The following is a 13454-nucleotide window of genomic DNA, read 5'->3' on the forward strand; positions in this document are numbered from 1 at the left end:
GGCCCTTGCGCCCGTTCGGACCGCTTGCAATTCTGGGACGAGGGACGGTCGCCCCGCGCCCTCAACCGCACAGGTGAAAGAAATGCTCCTTGGCATCGACCCGCTGCTCGGCCCCGATGTGCTCTACGTGCTCCGCGCCATGGGCCATGGCGACGACCTGATCATCGCCGACGCCAACTTCCCGGCCGATGCGATGGCGCGCCAGACCGTGTTCGGCCGGCCGCTGCGCATCGACGGCGACATCGTCAGCGTCATGAAGGCGGTGCTTTCGGTGATGCCGGTCGACACCTTCGTCGACGACGCCTTCGGCCGCATGGAAGTGGTCGGCAAGCCCGACGAGATTCCGGAAGTCCAGCGCGAGGTCGGCAAGCTGATCGAGGGCACTGGCACCAGGATGGTCGGTATCGAGCGCTTCGCCTTCTACGAGCGCGCCAAGAAGGCCTACGCCGTCATCCAGACCCAGGAACGCCGCTTCTACGCCGACTTCGCCGTCCGCAAGGGCGTCGTGCCGCCGGGGGCTTGAGCTCCGCTTACCCCCACCCCTAACCCCTCCCCACAAGAGGGAGGGGAATTCTGTCTGTGCTCAGCCAGTTCACGACCGACTTTAGCGCTTTGAAAAGGCCGCGCCGGACCCAAGAGTCCCCCTCCCCCTTGTGGGGGGTAGGGGTGGGGGTATCCCTTCACACGACGAGGCTATCTGGCCTACGAAAGCGACAGCTTCGCCGCCACGTCCTTGAGGAGGACGAGCGTCTGGTCGATGTCGGCCTGCCTGTCGTCGATCCGCTGGATGTAGGGGCAGGTGAGCACCGCAATCGCATAACCGTCCGGCGACAGGATCGGCACCGAGATGTCGTCGATGGCGCGCATCTGCTGGCTGGCGCCGACGCGGTGGCCGGTGTCGCGATAGGCTTTCAGCACCGGCTCTAGTTTCTCCCTGGCGACAGCCAGCTCGGTACCGTCCCAGCGCACCGCTGCCTCGGATTGCGAATGCGGGTCCTGGAAGGCGAGCAGGATGTGGCCGGAACTCGTCGTCAAGAGATCGATATGCGCGCCGATGCGGATGCCGAACTCCCAGTTGCCCGGCGGGCTCGCATGCGCCACCACGAGTGCTGCGTCACGGTCGGGCGCCACCAGGTGGCATGACTGGCCGGCGGCGATCGAAAACGCATCCATAAGGGGCTGCGCCCGCGCCACCAGTCGCCGCACTGGTGGGTGGCGGTGGGCGAGAATGAACAGCTTCATTGTCAGCGCGTAGCGGTCGCCCTCGGGCGAGCGGCTGACAAAGTCGCGCGCCACCAGCCGTTCGAGCATGCGGTAGACTTCGCTCGGCCCGCGCCCCATCGCCTTGACGATCTCGGCCCGGGTCAGGCCGCCCGGCTGCTCCGAAAGCAGCTCCAGTATGTCGAGCCCCTTGTCCAGCGCCGGCGCGCGGTAGCGCTCGTCCTTGTCCGCGCTGTTGGCGGTCTTTGCCGGCCCTTTTTGCATGGCTCGAACTCCTCCCCTTCGATCCGCCCCACGATTCCCCATTGCAAGGTCGGTTCATTTATGAATAGTATGTTCGTATATAGACAGAAGCGCAAGCAGTTTGCTGGGAGGAGCGACGGTTATGCGACTAAGCGGGAAACGCATTTTCATTTCCGCCGCCGCCCAGGGCATCGGCCGCGCCAGCGCGCTGGCCTGCGCCAAGGAGGGCGCCCATGTCATCGCCACCGACATCAATGACGAGGCGCTGAAAGCGCTTTCGGGCGAGAGCAGGAACATCGAGACCCATCGCCTCGACGTGCGCGACAGCAAGGCCGTGGCCGCCTTCGCCGCGAGCCAGGCGCCGCTCGACGGGCTCTTCAACTGCGCCGGCTTCGTCCACAACGGCACGATCATGGACTGCAGCGACGAAGACTGGGATTTCAGCTTCGACCTCAACGTCAAGAGCATGTACCGCACGACCAGGGCGTTCCTGCCCGGCATGCTCGAACGCGCCGAAAAGACCGGAGCCGTTTCGATCCTCAACATGGCTTCCATGGCCTCGTCGATCAAAGGCTTCCCGAACCGCCTGCTCTACGGCGCCACCAAGGCGGCCGTCATCGGCTTCACCAAGGGCATGGCCGCCGACTATGTCCGCCGCGGCGTCCGCTGCAACGCGCTCTGCCCCGGCACGGTCGACACGCCGTCGCTGCGCGGCCGCATCGCTGCTGCCGCCGACCCCGTACAGGCCGAGAAGGACTTCATCGCCCGCCAGCCCATCGGCCGGCTTGCCACCGTCGACGACATCGCGCCGCTGGTCGTCTACCTGTTGTCCGACGAGTCGCGTTTCGTCACCGGCCAGGCCGTCCTGGTCGACGGCGGCGTCACCATCTAGGCGGAGCGGCGGCCATGATCGCAAGGATCGACGGCCACTGCCATTACTGGGCGCTCCGGCGCGGCGACTATGGCTGGCTGACGCCAGACGCCGCCCAACTCGCGCCCATCTACCGCGACTTCGGCGCAGCCGAGATGCGCCCGCTGGCCGAAAAGGCCGGCATCGAAAGGCGCATCCTCGTCCAGGCAGCCCCCACCGCAGCCGAGACGGTGTTCCTGCTCGACCAGGGCCGTGACGACGAAGCCGTCGCCGGTGTCGTCGGCTGGGTCGATCTCTCTTCACCCGACAGTGTCGCCTCGCTGGAGCGCCTGGCGGAGAATCCCCTGTTCAAGGGCGTGCGGCCGATGCTGCAGGACCTGCCCGACATCGACTGGATCGCCACGCGCCCGAACGCCGAAGCCGTCGCCGCACTCAAGCGTCTCGGCCTGCGCTTCGACGCGCTGGTCCTGCCGCAGCATCTGCAGGCGCTCAGCCGCTTCGTCGAGAGGCACCCGGACCTGCCCGTCGTCATCGACCATGCCGCCAAGCCTGCCTTCGCAGCACCTGCCGACGATCCGCGCCACGCCATGTGGAAGCTCGGCATGGCCGAACTGTCAGGTCATCCGCACCTGTGCTGCAAGCTCTCCGGCCTGCTGACCGAACTGCCGGCGGAGCTGAGGACGACGCCGAAGGCGGCTGCGGAAGCCCTGCGCTCCACGGTCGACAGCCTGCTCACCTGGTTCGGGCCTAACCGCGTGATCTGGGGCTCGGATTGGCCGGTGCTGACGCTCGCCGCGCCCTTCGCATTCTGGGACGAGGTCACCGCCCGCCTGCTCGACGGCCTCGGCAAGGCCCAGCACGCCGCGATCCTCGGCGGCACCGCCGCATCCTTCTACGGCATCGCGGGAGGCCGCGTATGACCGCTCTCGTTGCGATGAAGGACATCGAGAAATCCTTCCCCGGCGTGCGCGCATTGCACAACGCCCAGCTCGACCTGCGCTCAGGCGAGGTCCATGCCCTGATGGGAGAGAACGGCGCCGGCAAGTCGACGCTGATGAAGATTCTCGCCGGAATCTACCGCCGCGACGGCGGCGAGATCCTGCTCGACGGCAAGCCGGTCGAGATCAATTCGCCGCGCCAGGCCCAGGACCTCGGCATCGGCATCATCCATCAGGAGCTCAACCTGATGCCGCACCTGACGGCGGCGCAGAACATCTTCATCGGCCGCGAACCGCGCAAGGCCGGCGGCCTGCTGCTCGACGAGGCGAAGCTGAATGCCGACGCCGCCGAGATCTTCGCCTCGATGCATCTCAAGCTCGACCCGCGCACCCCGGTCGGCGGGCTGACGATTGCCCGCCAGCAGATGGTCGAGATCGCCAAGGCCTTGTCCTACCGCTCGCGCGTGCTGATCATGGACGAGCCGACGGCAGCGCTGAACGACGCCGAGATCAACGAGCTCTTCGCCATCATCGCCCGGCTCAAGGCCGAGGGCGTCGGCATCGTCTACATCTCCCACAAGATGGACGAGCTGAAGCGCATCGCCGACCGCGTCACCGTCATGCGCGACGGCGAATACATCGGCACCGTGCCCGCTGCCGAGACCCCGGTCGAGAAGATTATCGCCATGATGGTCGGCCGCGCCTTGTCGGACGAGCGCCCCGTCGTGCCGGACCATTCGAACTCGGAAATCGTGCTCGAGGTCAAAAACATCAGCCGCGGCAGCGAAATCCGCGACGTCTCCTTCTCCGTCCGCAAGGGCGAAATCCTCGGCTTCGCCGGCCTGATGGGCGCCGGCCGCACCGAGGTCGCCCGCGCCATCTTCGGCGCCGACCGTCGCGACCGCGGCGAGGTCTTCATGCACGGTAAGAAGGTCGACATCCGCAAGCCCCAGGACGCCGTGCGCGCCGGCATCGGCTACCTCTCCGAGGACCGCAAGCATTTCGGCCTCGCCACCGGCATGGACGTGCGCAACAACGTCGTGCTGGCGAGTCTTTCCCGCTTCACCGGCCCCGGCGGCCTGCTCCGCGAGACGGCCATGCACGACGCGGCCGTCCGCTACATCGACCAGCTCGCCATCAAGACGCCGTCCGATCGCCAGGAGGCCCGGCTGCTGTCGGGCGGCAACCAGCAGAAGATAGTCATCGCCAAGTGGCTGCTGCGCGACTGCGAGGTGCTTATCTTCGACGAGCCGACGCGCGGCATCGACGTCGGCGCCAAGAACGAGGTCTACAAGCTCTTGGCCGCGCTCGCCCAGCAGGGCCGCGCCATCATCGTCATCTCCTCCGAGCTGCCCGAGGTGCTGAGGCTCAGCCACCGCATCGCCGTCATGTGCGAGGGCCGGCTGACCGGCATCCTGCCGTCAGGCGCCAGCCAGGAAGAGATCATGCACCTCGCCACGCTGCGGGGCGAGCAAAACAACAAGCCGGCAAAGGGAGAGGCCAAATGAGTGCGACAGCATCGACCGCGAATGTCTCCTCCGGCGCCCGCTTCTCGGGCGCCCAGCACCGCCTGCTCGCCTTCGCCAGCCTGATCGCGCTGGTCACGGTGTTCAGCCTCGCCTCGCCCAACTTCATGCAGACCTCCAACATCATCGCCATCCTGCAGGCGACGTCGGTCAACGGCGTGCTGGCGGTCGCGGCGACGCTCGTCATCATCACCGGCGGCATCGACCTGTCGGTCGGCACGCTGATGACCTTCTGCGCGGTGATCGCCGGCGTGGTGCTGACCTTCTGGGGCATGCCGCTCGGCCTCGGCGTGCTGGCCGCCATCCTCGCGGGTGCTGCCAGCGGTACCCTGTCGGGCACTTTCGTCGCCAAGCTCAAGATCCCGCCCTTCATCGCCACTCTCGGCATGATGCTGATCCTCAAGGGCCTGTCGCTGGTGATCTCGGGCACCCGGCCCATCTATTTCAACAACACGCCCGGCTTCACCCAGATCTCGCAGGGCTCGCTGATCGGCTCGGTCTTCCCGGCGCTGCCCATCCCCAACGGCGTCCTGATTCTCTTTTTGGTGGCGATCGCCGCGAGCTTCATCCTCGAGCGCACCATCCTCGGCCGCTTCACTTTCGCGCTCGGCTCCAACGAGGAGGCCGTGCGCCTGTCCGGCGTCAACACCGACCGCTGGAAGATCGCGGTCTACGCGCTCGCGGGCTCGATCTGCGGCATCGCCGGCCTGCTCATCGCCTCGCGTCTCAACTCGGCCCAGCCGGCGCTTGGCCAGGGCTACGAACTCGACGCCATCGCAGCCGTCGTGATCGGCGGCACGTCGCTCTCCGGCGGCCGCGGCACCATCATCGGCACGCTCATCGGCGCGCTCATCATCTCCGTGCTCGCCAACGGACTGCGCATCCTTTCGGTTGCCCAGGAGTGGCAGACCGTGGTCACCGGCTCGATCATCATTCTCGCCGTCTACACCGACATTCTGCGGCGCCGCAGGCTTTGAGGAAGGCTTGCTTCGCGCAGCTCGTTGCTGCGCCAACACCAAGAAGAGGGCGAACGCGCTCCAGAAAAATTCGGAACGCACATTCGGATCGGAAAATGAACATCAGGAGGAAACATGTTCACTAGACGCACCCTGCTCGGCGCCATCGGCGCCGCAGCGATCCTGGGTTACGGCGCGAGCTTCGCGATGGCCCAGGACAAGATGTACATCCCACTGATCTCCAAGGGCTTCCAGCACCAGTTCTGGCAGGCCGTGAAGGCGGGTGCGGACAAGGCTGCCGCCGACCTAGGCGTCACCGTCACCTTCGAGGGCCCGGATTCGGAATCGCAGGTCGACCGCCAGATCGACATGCTCTCGGCGGCGCTTGCCAAGAAGCCGGCGGCCATCGGCTTCGCCGCCCTCGACAGCCAGGCGGCGATCCCGCTGCTGCAGCAGGCCAAGGACGCCAAGATCCCGGTCGTCGCCTTCGACTCCGGCGTCGACAGCGACATCCCCGTGGCCACCGCCTCGACCGACAACATCGCCGCGGCCGCTCTCGCCGCCGACAAGATGGCCGAGCTGATCGGCGATGAAGGCAAGGTCGCGCTCGTCGTCCACGACCAGACCAGCCGCACCGGCATCGACCGCCGCGACGGCTTCGTTAACCGCATGAAGGAAGCGCATCCGAAGGTCGAGATAGTCGCCATCGAATATGGCGAGGGCGATCATCTCAAGTCGACCGAGATCACCAAGGCGATCCTGCAGGCCAACCCCGACATCAAGGGCATGTTCGGCGCCAATGAAGGCTCGGCCATCGGCGTCGTCAACGGCGCCAAGGAGCTCGGCCGCAAGCTCGTGATCATCGGCTACGATTCGGGCGCCCAGCAGAAGCAGGCGATCCGCGACGGCCAGATGGCCGGCGCCATCACTCAGAACCCCGTCGGCATCGGCTACAAGACCGTCGAGGCCGCGGTGAAGGCGGCCAAGGGCGAAGCGGTCGAAAAGCACATCGACACCGGCTTCTACTATTACGACAAGTCGAACATCGATAAGCCTGAGATCGCGGCCGTCCTTTACGACTGACGCATCCATCGACCGGAGGCGGTTCGCCGCCTCCGGCTTCTTCCCAGCAAGGTGACACCAGATGAAACTGCTCCGCTACGGCCCCATGGGCAAAGAGAAGCCCGGCCTGCTCGACGCGTCCGGCCATGTCCGCGACCTCTCAGGCATCGTTGACGACATCGCCGGCGATGTGCTGACGCCCGAAGGCCTCGCCCGCCTGCGCGGCATCGACCCCGAGACCCTGCCACTGGTCGCCGGCACGCCGCAGCAGGACCTGCGCCTGGGCGCCTGCGTCGGCCGCATCGGCAAGTTCATCTGCATCGGCCTCAACTATGCCGACCATGCCGCCGAAACCGGCGCCGCTATTCCGGCCGAACCCATCGTCTTCAACAAGTGGACCTCGGCCATCGTCGGTCCCGACGACGACGTCGAAATCCCGCGCGGCTCGGTCAAGACCGATTGGGAGGTCGAGCTCGGCGTGGTCATCGGCAAGCCCGGCCGCTACATCGACGAGACAGACGCCATGAGCCACGTCGCCGGCTATTGCGTCGTCAACGACGTCTCCGAACGCGAATTCCAGATCGAGCGCGGCGGCACCTGGGACAAGGGCAAGGGCTGCGACACCTTCGGCCCGACCGGCCCGTGGATGGTGACATCAGACGAAGTCGCCGACCCGCAGAACCTCAAGATGTGGCTCGACGTCGACGGCAAGCGCTTCCAGGACGGCTCGACCAAGACCATGATCTTCTCGGTCCGTCAGGTCGTATCCTATCTCAGCCGCTTCATGAGCCTGCAGGCCGGCGACGTCATCTCCACCGGCACCCCGCCCGGCGTCGGCCTCGGCCAGAAACCGCCCGTCTATCTCAAGCCCGGCCAGACGATGACCCTCGGCATCGAAGGCCTCGGCACCCAGAGGCAGCGCGTCGTCGCCGCCTGATCCCTCGGAGCGGGATGGCGCGCATCAAGCCGCCATCCCGCTCCGGGCCCTTGTTCCAGTCGCCCGACCCCGTCCGGAAAGTCCGCACTTTTCGGGACCATGTTGTGAGGACCCAAGACCATGACCAAGATCATCGACATGCGGGTGCTCGACCTGCGCTTCCCGACCTCGCAGCATCTCGACGGTTCCGACGCGATGAACCCCGACCCCGACTATTCGGCGGCCTATGTCATCCTGAAGACCGACACCCCTGATATCGAGGGTCACGGCCTGACCTTCACCATCGGCCGCGGCAACGAGATCTGCTGCGCGGCGATCGAGGCGATGCGCCATCTCGTCGTCGGCCTCGACATGGACAAAGCCACGGAAAACATGGGCGGCTTCTGGCGCCACGTCACCTCGGACAGCCAGTTGCGCTGGATCGGGCCCGACAAGGGGGCGATCCACCTCGCCACCGGTGCGGTGGTCAACGCCGTCTGGGACATCTGGGCCAAGATGGCGGGCAAGCCGGTGTGGAAGCTGGTCGCCGACATGTCGCCCGAGGAGCTCGTGCGCTGCATCGACTTCCGCTACATCACCGACTGCATCACGCCCGACGAAGCACTCGCCATGCTGCGCGAAAAGGCGCCCGGCAAGGCCGAGCGCATCGCCACGCTCGAGCGCGAGGGCTACCCCTGCTACACCACCTCGGCCGGCTGGCTCGGCTATGGCGACGAAAAGCTGCGCCGGCTTTGCCAGGAGGCGGTCGACGCCGGCTTCAACCACGTCAAGCTCAAGGTCGGCCGCGACAAGGCCGACGACATCAGGCGCCTGCGCATCGCCCGCGAAGTGCTCGGACCCGACCGCCAGCTGATGATCGATGCCAACCAGGTCTGGGAAGTCGGCCAGGCCATCGACTGGGTGCGCGACCTCGCCTTCGCCAAGCCGTGGTTCATCGAGGAGCCGACCAACCCCGACGACGTCGAGGGCCATCGCAAGATCCGCGAGGGCGTCGCCCCGGTTCAGGTCGCCACCGGCGAGATGTGCCAGAACCGCATCATGTTCAAGCAGTTCATCATGCGCGGCGCCATCGACGTGGTGCAGATCGATTCCTGCCGCCTCGGCGGGGTCAACGAGATTCTCGCCGTGCTCTTGATGGCCGCGAAGTACAAGCTGCTGGTCTGCCCCCATGCCGGCGGCGTCGGGTTGTGCGAATACGTCCAGCACCTGTCGATGATCGACTATGTCTGCATCGCCGGAACCCGCGAGGGCCGCGTCGTCGAATATGTCGACCACCTGCACGAACACTTCAAGGAACCCTGCATCGTCCGCAACGCCGCTTACATGCCGCCCATGGCGCCGGGCTTCTCCATCGAGATGAAGCCGGCGACGCTCGAAGACTACCGGTTCAAGGGCTGACGGGATGGATCTGGGCCTCAAGGACAAGGTCGTCATCGTCACCGGCGGCGGCGCCGGCATCGGCGGCGCGGTCACGCTCGGCCTCGCTGCCGAAGGCGCCATCCCGGTCGTCTTCGGCCGCAGCCCGCTGGCCGAGGATTTTGCCGCGAAGCTGAAGGCAGCCGCCCCGCGCGCGATGTTCGTCCAGGTCGAGCTGATGCATGATCCCGAGATCGGCGCGGCCGTCGAGCAGGTGGCAAAGGCCTTCGGCCGTATCGACGGACTGGTCAACAATGCCGGCATCAATGACGGCATCGATCTCGAGGCCGGCCCTGACGCCTTCCGCGAGTCGCTCGAGCGTAACCTGATCCACTATTACACCACCGCGCATCACTGCCTGCCATGGCTGAAAAAGTCGCGCGGCGCGATCGTCAACGTCTCGTCCAAGACCGCGCTTACCGGCCAGGGCAGCACCAGCGGCTACACCGCAGCCAAGGGCGCACAGCTGTCGCTCACCCGCGAATGGGCGGCCGCCTTGCGCGGCGACGGCATCCGCGTCAACGCCGTCATCCCGGCCGAAGTGATGACGCCGCTCTACGAGAAATGGCTGAAGACCTTCGACGACCCCGAGGCGCGGCTTAAGGAAATCACCCGCCGCATCCCGCTGGGACAACGTATGACGACGTCGGAGGAGATCGCCGACACCGTCATCTTCGTGCTCTCCGACAAGGCCAGCCACACGACCGGCCAATGGCTGTTCGTCGACGGCGGCTACACCCACCTCGATCGCGCGCTGGACTGATTGGCCGGCGCGCGGCCTGTCCTATTTCTTGTCGAGCCAGGCGCCGTTCCTGGCGACGACGTGGCCGCGCTTGACCACGAGCGCGCGCTTCGGCCGGTCGACGACGATCTGGGCGAGGTTCTCGCCTTCGACCAGGACGAGGCTGCCGTCGCAGCCCGGCTCCAGCCCGTGGCCGTCGAGGCCGAGCAGGTCGGCGCCGCGCCTGGTGCCCATGTCGAGAGCAGCGACCAGTTCCGCGTCGGTGCGGCAGTTGCCGCGCCAGGACAGGAGCCAGCAGCGTTCGAGCATGTCGCCATTGCCGTGCGGGTTCCAGGTGTCGCGCAGCGAATCTGAGGCGATGGCGCAGCGCACGCCACGGTCGGCGAGTTCGAACAGCGGCGGCACGGGAATGTCGCCCGGCACGGCCGAGATGATGCCGATGCCGGCGTCCGTGAGCTGGTCGATGGCGCGCGACAGCTCGTCGTACGAGGCAGTGCCCAGGCAGAAGGCGTGGCTGACGATGACCCTGCCCTGCATGCCGAGCGCCTTGGTGCGTTCAGCGATGAGGCCGATCTCGTAGAGGCCGAGCTCGCCGCGCTCATGCAGGTGGATGTCGATCTTTGCCTGCTTGCGGTGGGCGATGTCGAAGATGGTATCGAGGTGGCAGGCCGGGTCGCCGTCGATCCTGGCGGGATCGATGCCGCCGATGATCGACGCGCCCTCGTCGAGGGCCGCCTCCATCAGTTCGGCCGTACCCGGCTCGACCAGCATGCCGAGCTGCGGGAAGGCGACGACCTCGAGGTCGACCGCGTGCTTGGTCCTCTCCCAGGCTTCGAGCACGCCGTGGAGATTGTCGAGCTTGTAGTTGGGCGAGATGTCGACGTGGCTACGGATGTGGGTCGAGCCCATGACTACGCATTGGCGAATGAGGTTGCCGGCGCGCTCTTGCACCGACCAGGGCAAGGTACGGCGGATCTCGACTTCGTTGTCGATCATCGCCCTGAGCGAATCCGGCACGTTGATGCTGTGCCAGGGCAATCCCCAGAGGATCTTGTCGAGGTGGACATGCGCCTCGACGAAGGGTGCGATGGCAATAGCGTTGTTGCCGTCCACGACCTTCATTCCCTCGCGCGGCGCGAGGTTAGGCCCGACGGCGGCGATCAGGCCGTTCTCGATCAGGATGTTGGCAGTGGCTCCGGCGTCGGGGCGGACATTGGTGATCAGCAGGTCGGTCATGGGAAAGCTCGGCGGAGTGGTGGGTGAGGAGGTCGCGAAGATGCCACGAACGCAGGTGTGGCACCGGGAAGGAGTGCATCATCGCCGGTTGGCAGGCGGACGGATTGGAAAGGCCGCTATGGTAAGTTCCATGGCGGCATTGTACGGGATAGAATACACACTACGTCCTCCCTATGCCCAATCACCAGGATCGTGACATGCTACGCGAGCCTCGCGCCTTGAAGACCGTCGTTCAGCCGGATCAATCCGGACCGGCCCGGAAACGTGGCGGCGGTACCGATGAGCATATCCATGCCGAAATCTACGCCGCGATCATCCATCACCAGATCCGGCCGGCGACGCCGTTGCAGGAGGATGCACTGGCGAGCGCGTTCGGCGTCAGCCGCACCATCATCCGCAAGGTGCTGCAACGGCTTTCGCACGAAAAGCTCGTCGACCTCATCCCCAACAAGGGCGCCTTTGTCGCCAAGCCCTCCATCGAGGAGGCGCGGCAGGTGTTCGAGGCGCGCCGCGGAGTCGAGTGCCTACTCATCGAAAAACTCGCATCGACAATCACCAAGGCCGATGTCGAAAGGCTGACGGCCATGGTGGGCGCCGAGGCCGAGGCGCTCGAACAGGACAGCAAGCAGAAGCGGCTGCTGCTTTCGGGCGACTTTCATCGCGAACTTGCCTCGCTGGCCGGCAACGACGTGTTGCGCGACTTCGTCCACGAACTCGTCTCGCGTACATCGCTGATCATCGCGTTGTACGAATCGCCGGGCGCGGTGCCCTGCTCGTACAGCGAGCACAAGGAAATCGTGGACGCTTTGAAGCGGCGTGACGGCAAGAAAGCTGCGCAGTACATGGACCACCATCTCCGCCATATCGAAGCCCAGATCGACCTTTCCGATCAACCGGTGCGGGTCGACTTCAGGACGCTGTTCAAGCCTCGGGGTTAACTGACCTTTCGCGTCCTCGATCCGCCGATGAGCCTTATCTCGGGTGCGTAGCCGGCCAGCTTGCCGCGATAGGCCTTCGGCAGCGGATAGGCGAGATCGCCCCGCTTCGATGTCTTCAGGCCCATGCCGACGACCGCCTCGGCGAACTTGACCGCGGCCACGACGCCGTCGATCACCGGCACCTGCAGCCTGTCCTCCAGATACTTCGCGAGATCGGCCATGCCGGCGCAACCGAGCACGATTGCCTCGGAGCGATCTTCGGTCAGCGCCCTCTCGCACTCGGCCAGGATGACGGCGCGGGCGTTCGATTCCGGCTTTTCCAGCTCGAGCACCGGAACGTCGGTGGCGCGCACGCGGCGGCAATGGTGCTGCATGCCGTAGCTGCGCACCAGATGCTCGCAGATGACGCGGGTGCGCTCCAGCGTCGTGACCACGGAAAAGCCGGTGGAAACGAATGTCGCGGCGTGCATTGCCGCTTCGGCGATGCCGAACACCGGCGCATCCGTGATCTCGCGTGCCGCCAGCAGGCCGGGATCGCCGAAGCAGGCGACTACATAGGCGTCGGCCGCCGGCCCGTCGATGATCTCGTCGACGAGCCCGATGATGCTCATCGCCTCGTCGTAGTGGCCTTCGATGGAGGCCGCGCCGGAACGCGAGGTCACGGCGAGGATTTCGGTTCCCGGGGCAGCCACCGCACGGGCAGCGTCGCCGATGAGATCGGTCATCGACTGCGTCGTGTTCGGGTTGATGAGCTTTATCCGCATGCGATCCTCGCGGGCCGGAAGGGCCTGCTATGGCGAAGGGCGTCTGGCGCCGAATAATTGTATACTATCTTGAATTGGTATTGGATGTAATTTTCCGGTTGTCAACTCAACCTTCGTGGAATCCTCAGCTTCAACGTGCCGTGGCCAAGCGCCATGAAGGGCGCTGCCGACAGGTCGCCTCCTGTCCGGCATTGACGACCGACGCAGAGCGCCTGGCCCATTCAGGTAAGAGCAACCTGCTTTGTATACATGGCGAGGCGAGCGCGCATTTGTCTGAGACGCCGCCGATCAGGGCGCGGCCCAGGCGCCATGGTCATGCCGGGGCGTAGCTTTCGCACCATCGATGGCGCGGCGCCAGGCGTAGACGGGATATGCGCAGCGCGTGCGCTGACCGGCACATTCGTATTGACAGAAATACATATGTTCAATACCACTCCGATGAGAAGAGCAACTGCTCGCTTGTCGTGGGAGGATCAATCAGATGACGATCAACGTTGCACCGGTGGGCCTGGCGCGCGAGCTGATCGAGCGGCAGAAGTCGGGCAAGCCGATCCGCATCGGCCTGATCGGCTCGGGCGAGATGGGCACCGACATCGTGGCGCGG

Annotated in this window: 13 protein-coding genes; 10 read left to right on the plus strand and 3 right to left on the minus strand. The window is 65.8% G+C overall.

Annotated elements, in window-relative coordinates; genetic code table 11:
* The first annotated feature begins 82 nt into the window (after window positions 1-82).
* The gene (locus AmiPiv_RS16800) at window positions 83-523 is read left to right on the plus strand and encodes an RbsD/FucU family protein (protein ID WP_340038625.1); all 441 of its coding nucleotides are present in this window, start codon (window positions 83-85) and stop codon (window positions 521-523) included.
* Between the two features lie 179 nt (window positions 524-702).
* Here the strand turns inward: AmiPiv_RS16800 and AmiPiv_RS16805 are convergent, their stop codons facing one another.
* The gene (locus tag AmiPiv_RS16805; RefSeq protein WP_340038626.1) at window positions 703-1485 is read right to left on the minus strand and encodes an IclR family transcriptional regulator; all 783 of its coding nucleotides are present in this window, start codon (window positions 1483-1485) and stop codon (window positions 703-705) included.
* Between the two features lie 121 nt (window positions 1486-1606).
* Between AmiPiv_RS16805 and AmiPiv_RS16810 the strand changes: the two genes are divergently transcribed.
* From AmiPiv_RS16810 to AmiPiv_RS16845, 8 genes are all read left to right on the plus strand, one after another.
* Window positions 1607-2356 (plus strand): SDR family oxidoreductase, encoded by a 750-nt coding sequence (locus AmiPiv_RS16810; protein WP_340038627.1) that lies wholly within the window; start codon window positions 1607-1609, stop codon window positions 2354-2356.
* Between the two features lie 14 nt (window positions 2357-2370).
* Window positions 2371-3255, plus strand: a complete 885-nt coding sequence (locus tag AmiPiv_RS16815) for an amidohydrolase family protein (protein ID WP_340038628.1) — start codon at window positions 2371-2373, stop codon at window positions 3253-3255.
* Entirely contained in the window at window positions 3252-4781 is a 1530-nt protein-coding gene (locus AmiPiv_RS16820; protein WP_340038629.1) for a sugar ABC transporter ATP-binding protein, read from the plus strand. Before AmiPiv_RS16815 ends, AmiPiv_RS16820 begins: the two co-directional genes overlap by 4 nt.
* Window positions 4778-5776, plus strand: a complete 999-nt coding sequence (locus AmiPiv_RS16825; RefSeq protein WP_340038630.1) for an ABC transporter permease — start codon at window positions 4778-4780, stop codon at window positions 5774-5776. Before AmiPiv_RS16820 ends, AmiPiv_RS16825 begins: the two co-directional genes overlap by 4 nt.
* A 114-nt stretch (window positions 5777-5890) precedes the next feature.
* Window positions 5891-6838: an ABC transporter substrate-binding protein gene (locus tag AmiPiv_RS16830; RefSeq protein WP_340038631.1), complete on the plus strand. Its 948-nt coding sequence runs from the start codon at window positions 5891-5893 to the stop codon at window positions 6836-6838.
* Window positions 6839-6899: 61 nt separating this feature from the next.
* Window positions 6900-7754, plus strand: coding sequence for a fumarylacetoacetate hydrolase family protein (locus AmiPiv_RS16835; RefSeq protein WP_340038632.1), 855 nt, complete (start codon window positions 6900-6902; stop codon window positions 7752-7754).
* A gap of 120 nt (window positions 7755-7874) precedes the next feature.
* Window positions 7875-9152, plus strand: coding sequence for an L-fuconate dehydratase (locus AmiPiv_RS16840; protein ID WP_340038633.1), 1278 nt, complete (start codon window positions 7875-7877; stop codon window positions 9150-9152).
* Between the two features lie 4 nt (window positions 9153-9156).
* On the plus strand, window positions 9157-9933 hold the full coding sequence (locus AmiPiv_RS16845; protein WP_340038634.1) for an SDR family oxidoreductase: 777 nt from the start codon (window positions 9157-9159) through the stop codon (window positions 9931-9933).
* A 21-nt stretch (window positions 9934-9954) separates the two neighbouring features.
* Here AmiPiv_RS16845 and AmiPiv_RS16850 read toward each other — a convergent pair whose 3' ends face one another.
* Window positions 9955-11148 carry an amidohydrolase family protein gene (locus AmiPiv_RS16850; protein ID WP_340038635.1) on the minus strand — a complete coding sequence of 398 codons (1194 nt, stop codon included), beginning with the start codon at window positions 11146-11148 and terminating at the stop codon, window positions 9955-9957.
* A gap of 197 nt (window positions 11149-11345) precedes the next feature.
* Between AmiPiv_RS16850 and AmiPiv_RS16855 the strand changes: the two genes are divergently transcribed.
* Window positions 11346-12086, plus strand: a complete 741-nt coding sequence (locus AmiPiv_RS16855; protein ID WP_340038636.1) for a GntR family transcriptional regulator — start codon at window positions 11346-11348, stop codon at window positions 12084-12086.
* Here AmiPiv_RS16855 and AmiPiv_RS16860 read toward each other — a convergent pair.
* Complete coding sequence (locus tag AmiPiv_RS16860; protein ID WP_340038637.1) at window positions 12083-12850, minus strand: aspartate/glutamate racemase family protein; 768 nt, start codon at window positions 12848-12850, stop codon at window positions 12083-12085. The two genes, AmiPiv_RS16855 and AmiPiv_RS16860, sit on opposite strands and share 4 nt — an antisense overlap.
* Between the last annotated feature and the right edge of the window lie 604 nt (window positions 12851-13454).

It is taken from the genome of Aminobacter sp. Piv2-1, assembly GCF_037625995.1.
Classification (GTDB): Bacteria; Pseudomonadota; Alphaproteobacteria; order Rhizobiales; family Rhizobiaceae; genus Aminobacter.

Coding starts and splice junctions, on each gene's coding strand:
- AmiPiv_RS16800 (WP_340038625.1), top strand. CDS start 83: ATGCTCCTTGGCATCGACCCGCTGCTCGGCCCCGATGTGCTCTACGTG.
- AmiPiv_RS16805 (WP_340038626.1), bottom strand. CDS start 1,485: ATGCAAAAAGGGCCGGCAAAGACCGCCAACAGCGCGGACAAGGACGAG.
- AmiPiv_RS16810 (WP_340038627.1), top strand. CDS start 1,607: ATGCGACTAAGCGGGAAACGCATTTTCATTTCCGCCGCCGCCCAGGGC.
- AmiPiv_RS16815 (WP_340038628.1), top strand. CDS start 2,371: ATGATCGCAAGGATCGACGGCCACTGCCATTACTGGGCGCTCCGGCGC.
- AmiPiv_RS16820 (WP_340038629.1), top strand. CDS start 3,252: ATGACCGCTCTCGTTGCGATGAAGGACATCGAGAAATCCTTCCCCGGC.
- AmiPiv_RS16825 (WP_340038630.1), top strand. CDS start 4,778: ATGAGTGCGACAGCATCGACCGCGAATGTCTCCTCCGGCGCCCGCTTC.
- AmiPiv_RS16830 (WP_340038631.1), top strand. CDS start 5,891: ATGTTCACTAGACGCACCCTGCTCGGCGCCATCGGCGCCGCAGCGATC.
- AmiPiv_RS16835 (WP_340038632.1), top strand. CDS start 6,900: ATGAAACTGCTCCGCTACGGCCCCATGGGCAAAGAGAAGCCCGGCCTG.
- AmiPiv_RS16840 (WP_340038633.1), top strand. CDS start 7,875: ATGACCAAGATCATCGACATGCGGGTGCTCGACCTGCGCTTCCCGACC.
- AmiPiv_RS16845 (WP_340038634.1), top strand. CDS start 9,157: ATGGATCTGGGCCTCAAGGACAAGGTCGTCATCGTCACCGGCGGCGGC.
- AmiPiv_RS16850 (WP_340038635.1), bottom strand. CDS start 11,148: ATGACCGACCTGCTGATCACCAATGTCCGCCCCGACGCCGGAGCCACT.
- AmiPiv_RS16855 (WP_340038636.1), top strand. CDS start 11,346: ATGCTACGCGAGCCTCGCGCCTTGAAGACCGTCGTTCAGCCGGATCAA.
- AmiPiv_RS16860 (WP_340038637.1), bottom strand. CDS start 12,850: ATGCGGATAAAGCTCATCAACCCGAACACGACGCAGTCGATGACCGAT.